Genomic DNA, 19,886 nt, shown 5'->3' on the forward strand with positions numbered 1-19,886 from the left:
TTATGAAGCGGATTTTTTGAATAAAACCGGTTTATATGATTTCGATGCCTTGTTCTTTGCAAAGCTGTAATCCCAAATCCTTCAGTTTGAATTTCTGTATTTTACCACTTCCTGTCATTGGAAATTCATCGATAAAGAATACATATTTAGGGATTTTATAACGGGATATTTTGTTTTTGCAGAATTCTCTTACATCCGATTCGTGCATTTTCACTCCTTCATGGAGAATGATGAAGGCGCCTACGGCTTCACCATATTTTTTGGAGGGGATACCTGCAACCTGTACATCTTTTACTCCTTCGAGTTTGTAGAGGAATTCTTCTATTTCACGCGGATAAATATTTTCTCCTCCACGAATAATCATATCTTTAATGCGTCCTGTGATACGGTAATTCCCGTCTTCATCTTTGATACCAAGATCACCCGAATGCAGGAAGTTGTTTTTATCGAGTACTTCCGCCGTAGCTTCCGGGTTCTTATAATATCCTTTCATGGTGTTGTATCCACGATTACACATTTCGCCTTGTACGCCTATGGGACATTCTTCTCCTGTTTCCGGATCGATAACTTTTACTTCCGTAAATTCGAAATCACGTCCTACAGTATTACAACGGACATCAAACGGGTCGTCAATACGGGAGGCTGTCATGCCCGGAGCGGTTTCGGTGAGCCCATATACGCTGGTCACTTTCATGTACATTTTCTCTTCTACCTGTTTCATCAGTTCGACGGGACAAAGCGAACCTGCCATAATTCCTGTGCGGAGACTGGACATATCAAACATGTCGAACATCGGATGGTGCAGTTCGGCGATGAACATGGTAGGAACTCCGTAGAGTGCGGTACAGCGTTCTTTGTGAATGGATGCCAGCACTACAAGCGGATCGAAACGTTCTACCATCACTTGGGTGCAACCATGGGTCAGGCAGTTCATGGTGGCTAATACTACACCAAAACAATGGAATAGAGGGACACAGCAACATAATTTATCGTCTGCCGTGAATTTCATGTGCTCACCGGTAAGAAATCCGTTATTGCTGATATTGTAGTGGGTGAGCATTACTCCTTTAGGAAAACCGGTGGTTCCCGATGTGTATTGCATATTTACCACATCGTGGCAATCTACCTGGTTCTTGAGTTGGGTTAACTCTTTATCTTCTACATTATTTCCCAACAGAAGAATTTCTGCGGTATTGTACATACCTCTGTATTTCTCTTGCCCAACGTAGATAACGTTTTTCATATATGGGAAACGTTCGCTTTTCAAATGACCGCGTTCGCAAGTTTTAAGTTCCGGGAGCATGGTGTAGGTCATTTGTACGAAATCACTGTCTTTTTCACCGTTTACGATGCAGAGTGTATGCATGTCGGAATTTTGGCAAAGATATTCCAGTTCCGCCTGTTTGTAATTGGTATTTACCGTTACATAAACGGCACCTATCTTTGCACAGGCATATAATAGAGTAAGCCAGTCGGGAACGTTTGCCGCCCAAATGCCAACGTGCGTTCCTCTTTCTACTCCGATGGCGATAAGTCCCTTTGCCATATCGTCTACACGGTGGTTGAACTGTTTCCATGTAAAGCGAAGGTTCCGGTCGGAGTATATTATATATTCTTTGTCAGGGGTTGTTTCTGCCCAATGCTCAAGCCATTGACCAAGAGTTCGATTGTATAATTGCATAATTAATGATTAAGAAAGGAAAGGGGGAAGAATGGAGATGGGAGAGGTAAACTGCGCTATCATGCTGCATAGTACCTCTCTATTCTCCCATCTCCATTTTCCCATCTTTAAATAGGTGTATAAATTACTGCCAGGATTTTTGCAGCCTGACCTTCGTAGGCATGTACGTGGTGAGGGACGATGGAATCATAATAAATGCTGTCTCCTTCTTCGAGCAGATAGGTGGCTTTGCCATAGCTGATTTCCATAATGCCTTCCATTACAATAATGAATTCTTCTCCTTCATGAGAGGAAAGAACAAAATCATTGTCCGATGTCGGAGCTACATCGATGATGAATGGCTCCATATGGCGGTCCGCTTTCGATTTTGACAAAGAATGGTACTCCATATGCTTACGTGAGTGAATGGCATTGTTGGAGAAACTGATTGTATCTTTTGCCTCCTCCTTGCGACATACCACAGGCCCTGTTTCGTCCTGATCGTCAAGAAATGTTCCGAGACGTACCCCCAGTACACGGGCTATTTTGATAAGCGGAGCCAAAGAGGGGAGATCGATATTTCCTTCAATACGTTCCACCTGTTCGATAGCCAAACCGGAGCGCTGGGCCAGTTCTTCTATGGTAATCGATTTGTCTTCGCGGAGTGCTTTGATTTTTTCTCCGACAATCTTGCTTGTATCCATATTGATAGTATTTAATCTTAATAAGGTTATAATTTAAAATCGTTAGGGTGCAAAAATAACAAATTCTTTATATCGCAGCAATTATAATAGTGAAAAATGTCAATTTTGCACAGAATAACAAAAGGCCGTTTCCTTTTGTAAGGGAACGGCCTTTTCAATTTTGTTCAGAACAAATAGATTACTTACGCAATCCAAGAGTTTTGATGATAGCACGATATCTTTCGATATCTTTTGCTTTCAAGTAGTCGAGCAAGCGACGACGCTTACCTACCAACATTGTCAAAGCTCTTTCTGTACTATAATCTTTTCTGTTGAGCTTCATGTGCTCAGTCAGGTGAGAAATACGGTATGAAAACAAAGCTATCTGCGCCTCAGCTGAGCCAGTATCAGAGTTAGACTTTCCGTACTTTTCAAAGATTTCTTGCTTTTTAGCAGCATCTAAATACATAATTCTTAGATTTTTTAAATATATAAAATTTTTCTTTTGAGCGTGCAAAGATAGCCATTATCTTTATATCTCACAACGTTTTGCAGGAAATATTTTGTTGTATAGTATATATTTTCTAATCCATTTTCGTACCTTTGTGCCCAAATAATAGGTATTATATGCAAAATATTAGAAACATTGCAATTATTGCCCATGTTGACCATGGGAAAACGACGTTAGTCGACAAGATGCTTTTGGCCGGAAATTTATTCCGTGACAATCAGACGAACGGTGAACTAATTCTGGATAACAATGACTTGGAACGCGAACGGGGGATTACGATTCTTTCTAAAAACGTTTCTATCACTTATAACGGAACTAAGATTAACATTATTGATACTCCGGGGCACAGTGACTTCGGTGGCGAAGTAGAACGTGTACTTAATATGGCTGACGGGTGCATCCTGTTAGTGGATGCTTTTGAAGGGCCGATGCCTCAGACGCGTTTTGTGTTGCAGAAAGCGTTGGAAATCGGTTTGAAACCCATCGTTGTGATAAATAAGGTGGATAAGCCGAACTGTCGTCCGGACGAAGTTCATGAGATGGTATTTGATCTCATGTTCAGCTTGGATGCGACGGAAGAACAGCTTGATTTTCCAACCATCTATGGTTCGGCTAAGAATGGTTGGATGAGTACTGACTGGCAAAAGCCTACAGAATCTATCACTCCGTTGCTGGATTGCATTGTCGAGAACATCCCGGCTCCTACACAATTGGACGGTACACCTCAGATGCTGATTACCTCACTCGATTATTCTTCATATACAGGTCGTATTGCAGTAGGCCGTGTGCATCGTGGTACTTTAAAAGAAGGCATGAATGTATCGTTGGCTAAACGGGACGGTAGTTTTGTAAAGACAAAGATCAAGGAGGTACATGTTTTTGAGGGACTGGGACGCGTGAAAACGACCGAGGTTTCTTCCGGTGACATCTGTGCTTTGGTGGGTATCGACGGTTTTGAGATCGGTGATACTATCTGTGACTATGAAAATCCGGAAGCATTGCCGCCTATCGCTATCGATGAGCCTACGATGAGTATGTTGTTTGCTATCAACGATTCTCCGTTCTTCGGAAAGGATGGTAAATTCGTGACTTCACGCCATATTCATGACCGCTTGATGAAAGAGTTGGATAAGAATCTGGCGCTTCGTGTTCGCAAGAGTGAAGAAGATGGTAAATGGGTGGTTTCCGGTCGTGGTGTGCTCCATCTGTCTGTGCTTATCGAGACGATGCGTCGCGAGGGATATGAGTTGCAGGTAGGTCAGCCGCAGGTTATCTATAAAGAGATCGACGGTGTGAAGTGCGAGCCTATCGAAGAATTGACAGTCAATGTGCCGGAAGAATATTCAAGTAAAATAATCGATATGGTGACTCGTCGTAAGGGCGAAATGACGATGATGGAAAGCAACGGTGAACGGGTAAATTTGGAGTTCGATATGCCGTCACGCGGTATTATCGGTTTGCGTACCAATGTGTTGACTGCTTCTGCCGGTGAAGCGATCATGGCTCACCGTTTCAAAGAATATCAACCGTACAAAGGAGAAATAGAACGTCGTACCAATGGTTCTATTATCGCTATGGAGAGCGGAACGGCATTTGCTTATGCTATTGATAAGTTGCAGGATCGCGGTAAGTTCTTTATTTTCCCGCAAGAAGAGGTATATGCCGGACAGGTAGTCGGAGAGCATTCTCATGATAATGATTTGGTGGTAAATGTTACTAAATCGAAGAAACTGACCAATATGCGTGCTTCCGGTTCGGATGAAAAAGTCCGTTTGATTCCTCCCGTACAGTTTTCTTTGGAAGAAGCCTTGGAATATATCAAGGAAGATGAATATGTAGAGGTAACTCCGAAAGCAATGCGTATGCGCAAAGTGATTCTGGACGAGACAGAGCGTAAGCGGGCGAACAAGAATTGATATTTTACAATATAGTAAGTAAAAGCCTGACAGAATACCATTTGTCAGGCTTTTCTTTTTTTAGAACGCTTTTTTAATATGACAATACTGTAACATTTTGATATTTTAAATATTGGACACTTGATGAATTTAAAATATTACATAACTTTGTAGAGTAATCTTTAAAAACATTATAATTATGAGGAAATTATTACTTTCATTATTTACAGTAGTTGCTGCTTTGAGTATGGCAAATGCAGGAGAAGTAACACTTCTGACAAATTCAGGTGCTTCCACATGGGAAGGAGATTCGGATGGATACTCCACGGTTATTGACGGATTTACAATCTCTTATACAAAAGGTGGATCACCTGCTATTGCTCCATCTGCTGATCACATAAGAGTTTACAAGGGGGCAACTTTTACGGTGAAGAATAACAGTGGCGAAGCGATAACCGGCATTGTTATTAATTGTACGGCAAAATCATATTGCGCAAACATTATGGTTGGCGAAGAGACGGTTGTAGCAGACAAAGATAATAATACGATTACTTGGTCTGGAAATTTGTCGGAATTCATAGCAAAATCTAATGAAGCCCAAATACGTGTCAAATCAATAGTCATTACTTATGGACAGCCGGCTGCTGTAGCTATTCCAAAATTCTCACCGGTAGAAGGAACTTATTATGCAGCTCAAGAGGTCACTTTGTCTTGTGCTACAGCTGATGCTACTATTCACTATACAACTGACAATAGTGATCCTACTACATCTTCTGCTACTTATAGTGATCCTATCAAAATAGAAACCACCACGACAATTAAAGCTATTGCAGTGAAAGGTGGTGACAAGAGTGATATTGCTTCTGCTACTTATACAATTGCTGAGCCTGCAACGGTTGAAAATATAGCTGCTTTTAATGAATTGTCTAAAGAAACTGTTGTTAAGTTTGTCAATCCGGTTAATGTTATTTATCAAAATGATGTATATTTGTTTGTTCAAGATGCAACTGGAGCACTTCAGATTTATGGAACGATTGGACAAACATACAAGAATGGTAATGTAATTCCTGCTGGTTTTATGGGTACAGTTGATGTGTATAGTGGACTTATCCAGATGAAACCTATGATGGAAACGTTTGAGCCTGCTGCTGATGGTGCGGTTATTGAGCCGGTTGTAGTTACGAGTCAGGAAGTAAGTGATAATATGGTGAACAAATTGGTGAAGATAATGAACGCTACTTTAACTCTTGATGACGGTAAGAGTAAAAATTATACTTTGACCGATGATAAAGGACAAATAGCTGTTTATGATCGTTTTAAAGGGGTTACGGTGCCAGATCTTGAGAAAAAGTATGATATTACAGCTATTGTGAATATCTTTAATGGAGCCATTCAGTTGTTCCCGATAGAATATAAGGAATCCGAAGGTGGTGTAGGTTTTGCTGATGTTGAAAGTGCTTCTTCAATTGTTGCCGCCGGTGATAAAGCTATCAATATCGATGCTGCTGAAAATGCCCAAGTACTTGTAGTGAATGCAGTCGGACAGGTGGTTGCGAATAAGGCGATTACTGCCGGTGCTAATACCATTGATGTGCCTGCCGGTTTTTATGTTGTTAGAGTGAATAATGCTGTAACAAAAGTTATTATTAAGTAAATGGCACATATGTGTAAAAGTAAACAGATTGTTTTTATTCAGTTGAGAGACGATTCTGGAAAATTGAATAAATAAAAATATGTTTTCTGATAAAGAGCCTGGTATGCTGATTACATCCGGGCTCTTTTTATTGTTGTTTTAAAATAGCTTCTCCAGGAATTCCACCTCTACAATGTGTAAACTATTTTTTCCTTCGGCTTTTTTATCAATTTCACCGGTTGTTCCGCCTGCCACCTCTACGATTTGCCCGAAAGCATCTTTGTCTGTTATGCTGCCCTTTAAACGGATTGTTATTTTATCTGAGCGAATCGGTCGTATTGGTTGAAGGTGTATGTATCCTAAGCTTTTGTCTGTATCACCTTCCCAAATTTTAGTATCTCCGGCATATATTTCCAATGGATAACTACGAGATCGCCAGCCACTGAGTTTTATACAGATATCATCAATTTTCGCTTCTCGTTCCAGAGTATAAGTGATCCAGGCATTGCTTAATTCTCCGTCATTACACCATTCGCTCAGCTCGTTGTCATCGTAACTTTTCTCTACATCCTGCAGGTTGGAGCCGGCGGTGGCTTTGACAATCGTTACTTCCCTTTTAGTATCTATATAAGAAGGGGTCAATGGTGTTTCACCTTTGTCAAGTCTGCCTTTCAGTGTCGCTTGCGGCAAGTATTCACTCAGACCGTCTGTAACTTTTACAGGAATGGTTTTTAAGGTAACTGATGCAGTGGGTAAACCTTCTGCCTGGGCAGTGACAGTGATTTTTCCGGCTTTGGTGATACTACGGATTAATACCCGGTTGACTCCGCATTCCATCGGCAGATTTTTGTTTAAGATATAGTTTTCTTCCCCTTGGGCAATACCTCCCCGCCATTCGCCTTCACCATCTAAAATGAATTTCACTGTACGATTGTCCAACGGGCAACGTCTCCCGTCTGCATCTACTACTTCTATCTGCAGGAGAGCCATGTCTGCACCGTCAGCATGAAAACCTTCGGGATTTTGTATAGTGGTTAGTTTTAGCGCGGTCGGTTCTCCGACCGTATTCAAGGTATAACGACTTACTTCTTTATTTTTAATATAGCTGACCGCTTCTAATTTTCCGGGTTCGAAAGTTATGTTGTCAAAGGTAAAAAGGAAGTCATAATCACGTTTGCCTTTTCCTAAAGATTTTTCGTTTAGAAGTAGTTCCACCTCATCAGCGTTTGAAACCACATAAACGGGTTTTACAGTATTTTGAGGATAATTCCAATGTCCTATGATATAAGTTTGATACACATCCGTATCGACCCAGCCGTTCCACATCACCTGATGGACGAAGAAACCGTCTTTGGGTATGCGCATGGCATCGGCTACACCGCTTCGGCGGTAATTCTCCATCCCGCGGAAGTGGGTGTTCGAGTCGGAAAAGATAATTTTGGCACCGCCTGAACTCACCCTTGAACCTGTGCCCGGACGCTCGCGCCAATAGTCGTACCAGCGTCGGATTAGTTCTAAGGCGAATGAGTCTTGATTACGGTTGTAGGCACGTGCGTCTATTCCTTTTTTTATTTGGTTGGTGACTGTGGATTTATAAGAACCATTACTGTCTCCGTCTTTGTGGAACGGATATGAATATTCGTCCCAGTATTTGCGTAGGGCTTCATCTCGGCAGTATTCGGTAGCCCACATGGGATGATGCTTGCTTTTGTTTATATAGAGCATCTCTCCACCATATTCCGCTTCACGGATGTCGAGCATCTCGCGTGAGCCGATGGCGCGTCCGCCGAAAGGATCGAACCTGTCACGGATAGCTTTCATTTCAATCATATGTTCGCGGCTGATTGATTCGTTGCCGCATTCATAGAACAGAATGCTGGGGTTGTTACGGTTGTAGATAATGGCGTCCTGCATGAGCTCGGTACGTTGTTCCCATTGGCGACCTTGGCAATCTTTCTCGGCATCTCCGGCAGGCATGGCATGTATGAGGCCGACGCGATCGCATGACTCTACATCCTGCTTCCAGGGAGTGACATGCATCCAACGGATCAGGTTGCCATTTCCTGCCACTACAAGATAATTGGAATAATCGCTCAACCATGCCGGTACGGAGATACCGACGGCAGGCCATTCGTTACTGGTGCGTTGGGCATATCCTTTCATTTGAATAACGCGGTCGTTCAACCGGATTTTTCCTTCTCCGAAATAGGTTTTACGAAATCCTGTACGGGTAGATACTTCATCAAATACCCGGTTACGACTGTCCGTTAGCGTGGTTTTTACAGTGTAAAGATAGCCGTATCCCCAACTCCAGAAGTGCAGGTTATCTACTTCTGCAGAAGCTTTTGCCGTTTTTATTTCACCGGGATTCAAAGAGATATTTCCACCATTAAAGGTTTTTATTTCATTTCCGTCGGTATCGGTTAGGGTCACCCGGTAACTAAAGTTTCGCTTTTCGGGGCTATCGTTTTTTATTTCCGATTCAGCGTGTATGGTGGCTTTGCGGCCTTTAATGTCGAAGTCTGTGGCATAAATATATACACCGGTTGTTTTTAGGGAGCTGTACAAAGGTAATGTTTGATAGACTTTATCCGTGACGTGAAGGAATACATTCTTGGGGATTCCACCGTAATTGGCATTGAAATTACGGTCGTTCCACTGGAATTTTGTATTGCTTTTCTTTTCACGATATTGCCAGTTGTTGTCGATGCGTACAGCCAGGACATTGTCGCCCTTTTGCATATAAGGGGTAAGGTCGAAGCCTACTGCCATAACACCGTTTTCGTGTAATCCTAAATGATGTCCGTTCAGATAAAAATCACCTGCCATACGTATACCTTCAAATTCAATAAAAACTTTTTTGTCCTTGCAGTCCTTCACCCGGAAGTGTTTTCTATACCAGACAGTCGTATCGGTCAGTTGCTCGATGGAAAGTTTGAATGCCTCATCCTCGTTGAAGGCACGGGGTAGGGTTACCTGTAGCCAATGATTGTCATTATATTCCTGTTGATAAGCATTGGCATCATCTCCTATGTGCAGGCGCCATTCGCTGTTGAAGTTATACTTTTTACGTTCGGTAGCAGTGATATTCAGGGTATACAATCCTAATAGCAGGCAGATAAGGAGGTTCGTTTTCAAATTCATGGAATTCGTATTTTTATGTTTCCGGGATTTTGGTCATTGGTCACAAAAATAACTGATTTCGTTTGTAGAAAGAGGCAAAGAAGAATGTAAAATTCTGCGGTTTTTGCTCTTTTATCTATAAAATATGTTTTCTCCGGAAGGGGGGGGAGCAGGTGCTTTTATGTGTTTTTTTCTATGTTAGTGTCCGATAATTAGTAATAAGTTATTGTGTTTTAGTGTTATAAGTGTCTAATGTGTTTTAGTGTACAAAGGAAAAGATTCTTATGTTATAGGATATATATTTCTTATATGCACAACATCCGGATGTTGTTGGTTAAAACACCCGGATGTTGTTACCCGAAACATCCGGATGTTGTGAGGACTAAAATATATACTTTCGCCTATCTATAATATATCTGACATAAATAGAGAAGTATTACGTTTTATATACAGTGATTATATAATGAGGCATTGTCTGATTTTATCAGATTCCCCCTTGCCATGGCAGGTCGGTAACCGGGTCATCTTCTAATTCGCCTTCGTCGGCTATTTTGATACTTAAGCCGGCGTCCGTACCGAAGTTGTCTATGTCACTGATGGCAATCATCGACCTGTAGTTTCGTTTGAAAGAACGGTTGTATTTCATGATTTCTTTTCCTTGACTTTCATCTCCTTTAAAAAGCTCGACCTTGAAAGATACATTTTCAGAGAGTATGTTATTCGTTATAACTTTTCCGGTTAGAGATTTAAAAGAGACGTAGGTGTATTCTGTCTCATTCTTTTTCGGTGTCAATATCCATTTCGGAGAATCGTCCAATTGAATTTCCAGTCTGTAGTTCTCGTGCAAACCGTTTGCTATGAATTTAACGGCAAAATAGCGACGGTACAATTCGAGTTCATTGCCTGTGGTTTTTGTTTCCAATGAATCGATGACCCCGTGATATCGCTTGATATAAGGGCGTGAGACACCATTTTGGTATTTTGTTCCTATTTTGCTGTTATCTGCATCGAAAAGGAAAAGTTGTGAACCATCCGGCTGGTCTGCCAGAAAGAATTGGTTCTTTATTTCTCCAAATACTTCTCCATTACGGTCGAGTGAGAAAGGACGTGCAAATTTGTTGTCTTTATGTTGTAGAGAATCTTTGGCATTCTCTATCATGGTGCAGGCGACACGGTATTTATATCCGTCCAGCAGATTTAGTTTTAGGTTACTCACGTCGTCAAATATTCCGTAAGCATAAGGCTTGCTTTGCAGCCGGCCTCCTGTATCTCTGATCCATTGTGATACGGTGATACCATAGACTTCCCTTATCTGATCCGATGCACGTGACATTGGCGTTTCGGTAGTATTACATTCACCTCCGATGCTGAGAGCTACTTCCGAATAAGTTTCGGGCTTGTTTGTGATCTGTGACAGATCCTTGTCTTTAATACACGAGCTTAACATTGCAATAGTCAGAATGGCAGCTACGGATATTTTTTTTGAGTAATTCATGGTAATATTATGTTTTGTTGATTGTTTTAAGAAATTTCCTGGTATTCCGAATCAGTGGGCGAACCGGTTATTTCACCTTCGCCCATATGGATGTTACCTTCTCCGGTTGCCTGGTCTATATTGACGAATTTGATGATGTTCCGTTTGTTCCGTTTTAAGGTGATACTGGGGGAATTCTGATAGATAAGACGCCACTCATGGGTGGTTGAAGAGTAGTATTGCACGGTAATGCCTACCGATTCGCTGGCATTGATCGCGCCTCCCCAGCGATCGGCAGTTTTATTCAGTGCCAACAGGTGTTCTTCCGATTGTATGATGTTTTTTCCTCCGGTACCTGTGATATAGAAAGCCCGATTGGTACCGGATAAAGTTACTTCTATTTTATCTCCTTGAGGGATATCTTTGGATTCGAACAACAGGTTACAGTATGCCCGGCGCAACTCTATATTTACAATAACATGGGATTCGGTTGTTCGGGTAAGGTCAACCGTATTACTTCCATAATAGCGGTGATTGGATGGATATGGAAGTACCACTCCTTCTTCTGTTTCCGTATTGCCGGAGTATGTTCCTTGATAAAACTGGGTGTTGGTATCGAATGGAGTCAAGGATACTGTCAATTTATTGGTGACAGGCGCATAGATATTACCGTCTTTTGCCAAGGCAAAAGGACGACCGTATTTAGTGATTCCGTTTTCTGAAATGGAATAGGGAAGTTCGCTTTCTTCTAAGAAAGAACAGTCAAAGCGGTACTTATATCCATCGATGAGGCTAATGTCTATTTGGCTGACGTCGTTGAATAAGCCGGAAACATAGGGCTGGTAGCTTGTCAAGCCCTTGCCCTGCCAATATACATTGATGGCGTATAAACCGCGTGAGGTGGAACTGCTGGCACGTACCATCGGTATTTCGCTTTGTTCGATAGAAGGCTCTATGGCAAGGGAAATCTGAGAAGTGGTTTCTTGAATTTCCGGATAGTCTGCGTTTTCATCGTTACTGCATGATGCAATGATGAAAATAGCAGGCAATAAGATTAAGGCAGTGAATCTTAATTTCATCTTAGTTTGAGAGTAAGCTACAAAAGTAGGAATTAATTTCTTACTTGGGCATTTATTATCAAGGAATTGTTGGTGTATTATAATATTCGTGCAAATGAAATCATGATTTGTGAAACGGAGATGTAGATAAAAAAGAACCGGGACATGGCTATAAAGCAATGCCCGATTTCTTTTTGTATTGTGTGATTGCCTGCTTTAAGCAATAACTTTAGTAGTTATAACTACTCTGTAGTATTCTGTATCTTTTACCCATTCACCATTTGCTGTTTCGATTGTGCCTGTACGTTTTGTCATACTGGTGATTGCAATCAGTCCTTTCTTTCCATCGGCTGTTTTAAAGAGATATACTTTATTAGCGCTTATTCCGATGTTTGAAAGTGTAGGATCTGTTAATGTGGAGATCGGTTCGGCATTTACTTTTGAAATATTGTTATATTCAGTAATGGTGAGAGTTGTCAATTCAAACTTAGTATCTTTCAATCCATCGAAAGTAGGAAGATTATATTGACTTCTTTGTGCAGGTGAAATCAAAGAAGGTATACCGTCTATCATTCCCATTGAGAAATCTATCTCTGGTACGTACTGTTCTCCGTTACTTCTTAGATATACTCTACCGTTTAGCCAGGTTGCATAATAGGAGCCGTAATAATCATCGGCCGTTTCGATATTCACAGTTTCCGAGAAGAGAACGGAAGGCGTTATTTTTACTAATAAGTTCCGTTCGATTACTGTTCCTTCCGTGTCGGTGACTGAGACACGGATACACTTATTATCCGTTAGACCTGTCATATGAAATTCCTCAGTGTATTCTGTTTGCGAATCGAAAGACTTGCCGGTACCTTCAATCAAACTGCCCTTTGCCCCGGTTTTAATATCTGCATTATAGATTTCAAAATAACTAATTCCATTAGTGGCCTGCACTCTTATTTTAGCAGTATAGTTGTCAGCCCCTTTTGCAGTAACGGCTATTCCGTCTTCTACTCCATCAAAGGAGATCTTAACCGGAGCATTGTAATTTACTTCGTATGCATCATCACAGGATGCAAATGAGGAAAGGCAAATAAGCGCCAGTAAAAAATTGATTACTTTTTTCATATCTGTAATTTTTTAGTTGTTGCAATATTATTATTCAATGTCTTTTTGTATTAATATCCCGGATTTTGGTATATTAACGGACAGTTATTGACTTCATTCATCGGTAGTGGAGAGAGATCCATGCGATCTACATAAAACCGTGTATCCATGACCCTACGGACAAAACGGCCGTTTTGTATTGTGATGCCTACTGCGGGACGAGTCATCACATTTTTTGCAATTCTCCAACGACGAATATCAAAGAAACGGTGTTCTTCAAAACATAATTCAACACGACGTTCTTTTCTGATTCGCTCGCGTAAAGTGGATTGGGTGAACTTTTCAGCTTCCAGGTCGGTAGTGATGCCTGCCCGTCGACGTATCTGATTCAAAGCATCCACAGCAGAAAATCTTGCGCTTGGAGTATCTTCTGTTTCGTTGATTGCTTCGGCATAGTTCAAAAGAACTTCCGCATAGCGCATCATAATGAAGTTCTGTTGTGACTTGCCGTTTTTGCGATAGTCTATTCTGTTGTCCGACCATTTCAGCAGGAAGTACCCGCTTCCCATATTCTCCGGTTTGGTAATATCCAATGTTTGTTGCGAACCGTTAACCAAAGGCCATGTGTTACCGTGATACAATACTATTTGTTGAAGTCGCGGGTCTCTGTTTGCATACGGATTCTGTTCATCGTATCCGGATTCCGGATTAATGATTGGTTCTGTTCCGTTGTATCCGATAATCGGTTCTGTTCCGTCTGCCATGTCGAATGCATCGATCAGCCATTGCGTCGGACAGGTTGCAAGTTCTTTTCCTACGTTCCATGGATTCCAGGGTGGCATACATTTCATCATAAGATCGGTATCGCTTCCTAAATAGCTGAGTATTATTTCACTGTTCACGCGGGTGTTGAATAGGCGGGCATAATTTCTTTCACCACTGGGATCATAGTATAATTCGTAAAGCCCTTCATCGATCAGTGCTTTGGCGGCATCGGCCGCTTCTTTCCAAGTACGTCCCGAAGCTTTGTGCAATTCGCTGGCGGCATAGAGTAGAGTGCGTGCCTTGTAAGCCATAGCCATGCCACGGGTTGCTCTTCCATAGTCGGAAGCTTCGTAGGAGTCGGGTAATACGCCCGGTTGGGATAATGCGTCAAATTCATCCACGATGAAATCGACTGTTGTCTTAAGGTCTGCCCGTTCGGTCGTTTCAAAAGCAAACGGATCTATCTCTTCGGTAGTAATAACCAACGGACCGAACCAACGGAATAGTTCGTGATAGAAATAAGCTCTCAGGAAGCGTGCCTGATTCTTGCTACTTGTCTTTTCTGAGTTTTCCAGTGGTGACGAGTCTACATTGGCAATAAACACATTGGCATTTTTAATTGCTTTGTAATAGAATGTCCAGGGATGGGTATTGGCTACCGGATTCGAAGAAGCACTGATAGCGCCGGTCAGGTATTGTTGTATGCCGGCTACAAATCCGCCCGGACGCGTACTGTTGCCTGCTCCGTCATCCGTTGCATTATCGAGCATGGCAACCGTGGCATTCATGTTCATCAACATGGAAAAACTATTGCTGTTGGCATCGGTAATCTGACGCATACGGCCGTATAAATCATATAGGACTTGTTTGGTTAGATTTACGTCCGAATAAACTTTCTCTTTAGTCTGAGCATCGATGTCGACTTCAAAGAGCCCGTCTACATCGCACGATATCAGTAAGAGGCTCAAAACTAAATATATTATACTATTTTTTTTCATATCCATGCTTTGTTAGAATGATACATTGATACCCATGTTATACTGTCTCTGTTGTGGATAAAAATATCCTGTATTACTGCTTGGAGCAACTTCTGGGTCTACTTTTTTCAATTTATCCCAAGTGATCAGATTAAAACCGCTGGCAAATATTTTCAGAGAACTGAAAGGTGTTTTCCTTAACATCTTCTTATCAAATGTATAAGAAATCATCACGTTTTTCAAGCGGAGGTATTTCCCGTCTTTTAGCCAGAAGTCTGACAGGTAATAGTTCTGGTGACTCTCTTTGGAACCTTGTAAGAAGCGGGGATAGGTAGCCGTTGCTGCCGTTTCCGGAGTCCATCGATTTATATGTTCTTCATAATAATTTCCGGTCATATTATCCCATCCGAGGTCTTGATAAAGATATACTGAGCTTCTTGCAGCTCCTTGAAACATTACGCTAACATCAAATCCTTTATAACTTGCTCCTAATTGTAATGAGTAGGTCATTTCCGGTACTGTGGAATATCCGATAGGAGCTTGGTCGTTTTCATCAACTATTCCGTCTCCGTTGATATCTTTATATTTAATATCTCCGGGTTTGAGATTGGTCAGTCCGAATTGCTGGGGAGAACTTGCTATTTCATCGTATGAAGAAAAAAATCCGTCATATTGATATCCGATGAATTGTTTGATCGGTAATCCTGCTTCATACATATAAGGATACGGTTTGGCTGCTTCACTCTTTTCAATGACTTTATTACGGTTGAAAGCATAAATACCTTTCAGATAATAGTTTACTTTCCCGATTGTACTGTTCCAACCCAATTCCATTTCAAACCCCTTGTTTTCTACGATACCGAAGTTATAAGGTGGTAATCCTACTGCACCGGCTGCCAGAACATAACGTTTAGGATTCGTGAGAATGTCTTCACGCCTTTCTTTGAAAAAATCTATGTTCATACTTAAGGACGAATCAAACCAAGCCGATTCGACCCCTATGTTATATTTGGTCGCAGTTTCCCAAGTTACCACATTGGGCATTTGAATTTCCGATAATCCCGCAGTGATAGCAGTTCCTGTTCCTTCTCCGAAAGCGTATCCTGAATTAACTCCACCCATTTTCTCTGTTCCGTATGCTCCGACGTAATAGTAATTAAAGGAACTTCCTAAATTATCATTCCCGACTTTACCTATTGAAGCACGGAGTTTCATAAAATTCAGAATTTTGTTTTCCGGGAAGAATGTTTCGCTGGTCGGAATCCATCCGATAGAACCTGAGGGGAAAAATGCATACCGATTTCCTTTAGAGAAACGGTTCGAACCATTGTATCCGCCATTTACTTCGATCAGATAACGACCTCCGAAGTCGTAGTTGATACGGCCTACCAGGTTTTGGTATATATGCGGTACGTATACATATTCCGTTCCTCCTGATGGTCTTGAAATGGATTGGATACTTCCGGAGATCATTCCCGATAGATTATGTAATTCGGCCAGAGTTGTCTTATATCGGAGGGCTATTTCTCCATAGGTTTTATAAGTTGCGGCGATTTTATCGGATCCGACGTTTGGAGGAGAAATTCCTGCCAATCCTTGGGTATAAGAATCACTTTCCGGATTGTATTTATAGATATAAGGTCTCCATTGCATGCCACGCCAGTTACCCCAATCAGAGTCGAAAGAAAATCGTCCATCAATGCTCAGACCTTTTAATAACTTTCTCAGGTTGTATTTAAAGCGGATGGAGGATTCCATCGAACTGTTATAGTCTGTGCGATACCCAGTATAGGCCAGTGTTACTAAAGGATTTTGACGCCATAACCCATCGTTGGCAGCCATGCTTCCGTCAGGGTTTACAATCGGGTAACTTTGCGGTGAACAACGGTAGAACATGCCGAAAAGGCGCATATTCTCGGAATTGGAAGTCAGCCCATCGTAAGCCGCCGGACGGTTCTGTTTACGAAAGATATAAGATAGATCTACACTCAATGTAAAATCATCGTTTAGAGATATGTCAATGTTTGACCGGGCCGTGGTACGGGTAAAATAGTATTCGGCGTCATAATCCGGTTGTGTCAGTGCTTCGCCTACCGCAGGAGACAGTTCTATCAGCTTCTGAATAGTCGGGTGTTTTTTTATTTCGTTGACATCAGTTTGGAACATGCCGTCTTGTTGAAAATGAGAGAAAGAAACAAAATACTTTAATTTCTTTGTTCCGCCGGATATATTCACATTGTATTTTTGGGTAAAACCATTTTTGGTGAACATGTCTACATAGTGATTGTCCGGGTGTGTGAAAGGTGATAGCTGGGTTTTGTACAGATAGATATCGTATTCGGAAACACCGATTCTCTTGGTGTTAGCGACTTTAGAAGGGTCTAAGTCATCGTTCATGGTACCTTCCCTTTGAAATCGTCCTACAGTAGCAGCATCCAATACTTCAGGAATACGGTTGAATTCTGTTATACCTAATTCGGCTGAGAAATTGATTTGTGCTTTAGAGCGTTCCTGACCACGGCGAGTGGTTACCAGGATTACTCCGTTAGCGCCACGGACACCGTATACGGCTGTTGCCGAGGCATCTTTCAGGATAGAGATACTTTCGATATCGTCCTGATTGATTTGTGTAAAACTTCTTTCTACTCCATCTACCAGTACCAATGGTTCCGTTTCATTGAACGAAGCATTCCCACGAATAAACATTTTAGCCTCATCCCCACCGGGACGACCGCTTTCCTGTCGGGTAACTAATCCTGGGATGCGTCCTGTCAAGGCATTGGTAACACTGGATACGGGAACCGAGGTCAGTTCTTTATTTCCCACATTGCTGATAGCCCCTGTGATGGATGCTTTTTTTTGGGTGCCGTAACCAACTACAACTACTTCATCGAGGTTTACATTATCTTCCGTCAGAACAACATTCAAGAGGGAAGTGCCTTGCTTTTGAAGATTCAGTTCTGCCTTTTTGTAACCGATCATGCTTACTTGTATGATTTCCGGCACATTGGGCAGCAACGAGATGGTGAATATCCCGTCGATATTGGTAATTACGCCATTGGATGTTCCTTTTTGGATAACGGTTGCCCCGATAAGGGTTTCGCCGGAACTATCTGTGACTTTACCGTTTATAGTGCGTTGTGCAAATAGAGATAAATAGCTCAACAGGCACAAGCATATTAATAGTATTTTTTTCATATTAATGTTTTTATTTCAAATCATTCATACTGTTTTATTTTCCCTTACCATCCCGGATTCTGCTCTATATTGGGGCTGTTCCGTAGTTCCTGAAGTGGAATGGGGTGGTAGTACATATGCCGGGAGAAACTGCGTCTGCTATCTACGGTGAAGTATGAATAATGGTCTTCTCCTGCGATAGTTTGTATTTCGACCCCTGTTATGTTTTGATTCAGACTTTGTTCGGCATCCAGCCAACGGCGCAGATCGAAGTATCTGTGTTCTTCAAAGCTGAGTTCGATGCGTCTTTCCTGTTTGATCTTTTCCAGCATTTTTTCCGGAGTCGTTACTCCTTCAAGGAATTTGTCGGTTGTGGTGAAACCGGCACGGCGTCTTACCATTTCGATGGCTCCTTTGGCGGTCAGCCCGAAACCTTCCGGATCCGTATCGATGCCGTATCCCAATGTCATTGCTTCTGAATACATCAGTAGGACATCTGCCAGACGAATGATGGGGTAATAATGAAAAGCTGTGGCCGGATTCTGCACTCCATTGAATTTCACGTTCAGGTCGAGGAACTTTTTCAGATAGTATCCTGTGGTAGTTGATCCTCTGACTACTGTATTCAACCCGTTATTATCACCCGGATCCCTTCGGGTGTAGATAGTGCCGTGAGTGCCGAATGTGGCGGCATTATATACTATTGTGCTGTACAGGCGGGGATCACGTCCGATGTATTGTTCTGCGCCGGTGGTTGTAGAGCGTACAAACTGGCTTCCGTCTGCCATTGTAAATGCATCTACGAATTCCTGTGATGGTACGGTTCCACCTCCTTTATTCTCCCCTTGCCGGGACAAGGCAGGAGGATATTGCCGTTCTTCCAGTCCATTTGCCTTTACACTGTTTCGTGTTACGATATATTCTGTATTATTATTGGGTTGTATAATAAATAATTTCTCGTAATCGGTGTTCAGTGTGTATTTATTCTGACCGTTGGTTTTCTTCAGATTAATAACATCTGCACAGGCTTTAGCAGCCGTTTGCCACTTCGTCGTAACATCTGTGCTGCCTACATATCCAAGTAATGGATTGGTATTGGTGGTTTGGTTGTATAGCGGACTGGCAGCATACACTAATGTTTTGGCTTTGATTGCAAGTGCTGCTCCTTTGGTCATGTTGCCATATCCTCCGGCAGCTCCACGCGGTTCTACATTCAGATCGGCGGCTGCAGCATCGCACAGGCCGATAATATGATTCACGCAATCGGCAAATGAACTGCGGCGTATATTGCGCATTTCTTCGCTTCCCAACTCGTATACCTTGTCGATGATCGGATAACCTCCGTAATGGCGGAGCAAGTCGAATTCGAACACTGCCCGGAGCACATTTAGTTCGGCAATGAGTGTCTTTTTGGTCTGTTCGATTTCTTCAGGAGTTTTATTTTGCAAACGCAGTGTATACTTCCGGTAATTCTCTATTGCATACAAAGCTTGGTGAATCCCTTTATAAGAGTTCTTCCAGCATTCTTCTACAGGTGTGTTGGAGGTCGCAAATCCCTGTGCCAGCGTATGTATCTTAGAGTCGTAAACCACAGAAGTTCCATTGTCGGTGGCTGCTTCGAGAAAAGCATCGTCCACTCGGCTCATGCCACCTTTCAGGTAACTGTATGCCTGAGTCGTGGGACGTTCGTACAAGGCTTCCGATGAAAATATATCTTCAGCATCCGAGCGTTCGTAGGGAAGTTCGTCCATGTAGTTGCATCCGGTCATTCCCACCGCTACAAATAATAGAAATAGTATGTTGTTTCTTTTTTTCATATCGTAATCATTGTTTTA

Annotated in this window: 12 protein-coding genes; 2 read left to right on the forward strand and 10 right to left on the reverse strand. The window is 42.0% G+C overall.

The window, feature by feature from the left end:
• Positions 1-31: 31 nt before the first annotated feature.
• From HMPREF1532_RS09990 to rpsO, 3 genes are all read right to left on the reverse strand, one after another.
• Positions 32-1,681 carry an AMP-binding protein gene (locus tag HMPREF1532_RS09990; RefSeq protein ID WP_005928510.1) on the reverse strand — a complete coding sequence of 550 codons (1,650 nt, stop codon included), beginning with the start codon at positions 1,679-1,681 and terminating at the stop codon, positions 32-34.
• A 107-nt stretch (positions 1,682-1,788) separates the two neighbouring features.
• Positions 1,789-2,364: a helix-turn-helix domain-containing protein gene (locus HMPREF1532_RS09995; RefSeq protein WP_005928514.1), complete on the reverse strand. Its 576-nt coding sequence runs from the start codon at positions 2,362-2,364 to the stop codon at positions 1,789-1,791.
• A 178-nt stretch (positions 2,365-2,542) separates the two neighbouring features.
• Positions 2,543-2,812 carry a 30S ribosomal protein S15 gene (rpsO, locus tag HMPREF1532_RS10000; RefSeq protein WP_005928517.1) on the reverse strand — a complete coding sequence of 90 codons (270 nt, stop codon included), beginning with the start codon at positions 2,810-2,812 and terminating at the stop codon, positions 2,543-2,545.
• 158 nt (positions 2,813-2,970) lie between these two features.
• Here rpsO and typA point away from each other — a divergent pair, with 158 nt between their 5' ends.
• Together typA and HMPREF1532_RS10010 are read left to right on the forward strand one after the other, a co-directional pair.
• Positions 2,971-4,770: a translational GTPase TypA gene (gene typA, locus HMPREF1532_RS10005; protein WP_005928520.1), complete on the forward strand. Its 1,800-nt coding sequence runs from the start codon at positions 2,971-2,973 to the stop codon at positions 4,768-4,770.
• A gap of 178 nt (positions 4,771-4,948) precedes the next feature.
• Entirely contained in the window at positions 4,949-6,403 is a 1,455-nt protein-coding gene (locus HMPREF1532_RS10010) for a chitobiase/beta-hexosaminidase C-terminal domain-containing protein (protein WP_005928523.1), read from the forward strand.
• 138 nt (positions 6,404-6,541) lie between these two features.
• Here HMPREF1532_RS10010 and HMPREF1532_RS10015 read toward each other — a convergent pair whose 3' ends face one another.
• The 7 genes from HMPREF1532_RS10015 to HMPREF1532_RS10045 form a co-directional block, all read right to left on the reverse strand.
• Complete coding sequence (locus HMPREF1532_RS10015; RefSeq protein WP_005928526.1) at positions 6,542-9,526, reverse strand: glycoside hydrolase family 2 protein; 2,985 nt, start codon at positions 9,524-9,526, stop codon at positions 6,542-6,544.
• Positions 9,527-9,989: 463 nt separating this feature from the next.
• Positions 9,990-11,000 carry a hypothetical protein gene (locus HMPREF1532_RS10020; protein WP_005928528.1) on the reverse strand — a complete coding sequence of 337 codons (1,011 nt, stop codon included), beginning with the start codon at positions 10,998-11,000 and terminating at the stop codon, positions 9,990-9,992.
• Between the two features lie 26 nt (positions 11,001-11,026).
• Positions 11,027-12,058 (reverse strand): hypothetical protein, encoded by a 1,032-nt coding sequence (locus tag HMPREF1532_RS10025; protein ID WP_227096940.1) that lies wholly within the window; start codon positions 12,056-12,058, stop codon positions 11,027-11,029.
• 195 nt (positions 12,059-12,253) lie between these two features.
• On the reverse strand, positions 12,254-13,153 hold the full coding sequence (locus HMPREF1532_RS10030; protein WP_005928534.1) for a hypothetical protein: 900 nt from the start codon (positions 13,151-13,153) through the stop codon (positions 12,254-12,256).
• A 50-nt stretch (positions 13,154-13,203) separates the two neighbouring features.
• The gene (locus tag HMPREF1532_RS10035) at positions 13,204-14,895 is read right to left on the reverse strand and encodes a RagB/SusD family nutrient uptake outer membrane protein (RefSeq protein ID WP_005928537.1); all 1,692 of its coding nucleotides are present in this window, start codon (positions 14,893-14,895) and stop codon (positions 13,204-13,206) included.
• Between the two features lie 12 nt (positions 14,896-14,907).
• Positions 14,908-18,072: a SusC/RagA family TonB-linked outer membrane protein gene (locus HMPREF1532_RS10040; RefSeq protein WP_005928538.1), complete on the reverse strand. Its 3,165-nt coding sequence runs from the start codon at positions 18,070-18,072 to the stop codon at positions 14,908-14,910.
• Between the two features lie 44 nt (positions 18,073-18,116).
• Positions 18,117-19,868, reverse strand: coding sequence for a RagB/SusD family nutrient uptake outer membrane protein (locus HMPREF1532_RS10045; protein WP_005928539.1), 1,752 nt, complete (start codon positions 19,866-19,868; stop codon positions 18,117-18,119).
• Positions 19,869-19,886 lie beyond the last annotated feature (18 nt).

Origin of the sequence: Bacteroides salyersiae WAL 10018 = DSM 18765 = JCM 12988 (assembly GCF_000381365.1) — a bacterium.
Lineage (GTDB): Bacteria > Bacteroidota > Bacteroidia > Bacteroidales > Bacteroidaceae > Bacteroides > Bacteroides salyersiae.

What these genes read in the sequence shown, in the direction of transcription:
- HMPREF1532_RS09990 (WP_005928510.1), bottom strand. Translation starts at nt 1,681, where the DNA reads ATGCAATTATACAATCGAACTCTTGGTCAATGGCTTGAGCATTGGGCA.
- HMPREF1532_RS09995 (WP_005928514.1), bottom strand. Translation starts at nt 2,364, where the DNA reads ATGGATACAAGCAAGATTGTCGGAGAAAAAATCAAAGCACTCCGCGAA.
- rpsO (WP_005928517.1), bottom strand. Translation starts at nt 2,812, where the DNA reads ATGTATTTAGATGCTGCTAAAAAGCAAGAAATCTTTGAAAAGTACGGA.
- typA (WP_005928520.1), top strand. Translation starts at nt 2,971, where the DNA reads ATGCAAAATATTAGAAACATTGCAATTATTGCCCATGTTGACCATGGG.
- HMPREF1532_RS10010 (WP_005928523.1), top strand. Translation starts at nt 4,949, where the DNA reads ATGAGGAAATTATTACTTTCATTATTTACAGTAGTTGCTGCTTTGAGT.
- HMPREF1532_RS10015 (WP_005928526.1), bottom strand. Translation starts at nt 9,526, where the DNA reads ATGAATTTGAAAACGAACCTCCTTATCTGCCTGCTATTAGGATTGTAT.
- HMPREF1532_RS10020 (WP_005928528.1), bottom strand. Translation starts at nt 11,000, where the DNA reads ATGAATTACTCAAAAAAAATATCCGTAGCTGCCATTCTGACTATTGCA.
- HMPREF1532_RS10025 (WP_227096940.1), bottom strand. Translation starts at nt 12,058, where the DNA reads ATGAAATTAAGATTCACTGCCTTAATCTTATTGCCTGCTATTTTCATC.
- HMPREF1532_RS10030 (WP_005928534.1), bottom strand. Translation starts at nt 13,153, where the DNA reads ATGAAAAAAGTAATCAATTTTTTACTGGCGCTTATTTGCCTTTCCTCA.
- HMPREF1532_RS10035 (WP_005928537.1), bottom strand. Translation starts at nt 14,895, where the DNA reads ATGAAAAAAAATAGTATAATATATTTAGTTTTGAGCCTCTTACTGATA.
- HMPREF1532_RS10040 (WP_005928538.1), bottom strand. Translation starts at nt 18,072, where the DNA reads ATGAAAAAAATACTATTAATATGCTTGTGCCTGTTGAGCTATTTATCT.
- HMPREF1532_RS10045 (WP_005928539.1), bottom strand. Translation starts at nt 19,868, where the DNA reads ATGAAAAAAAGAAACAACATACTATTTCTATTATTTGTAGCGGTGGGA.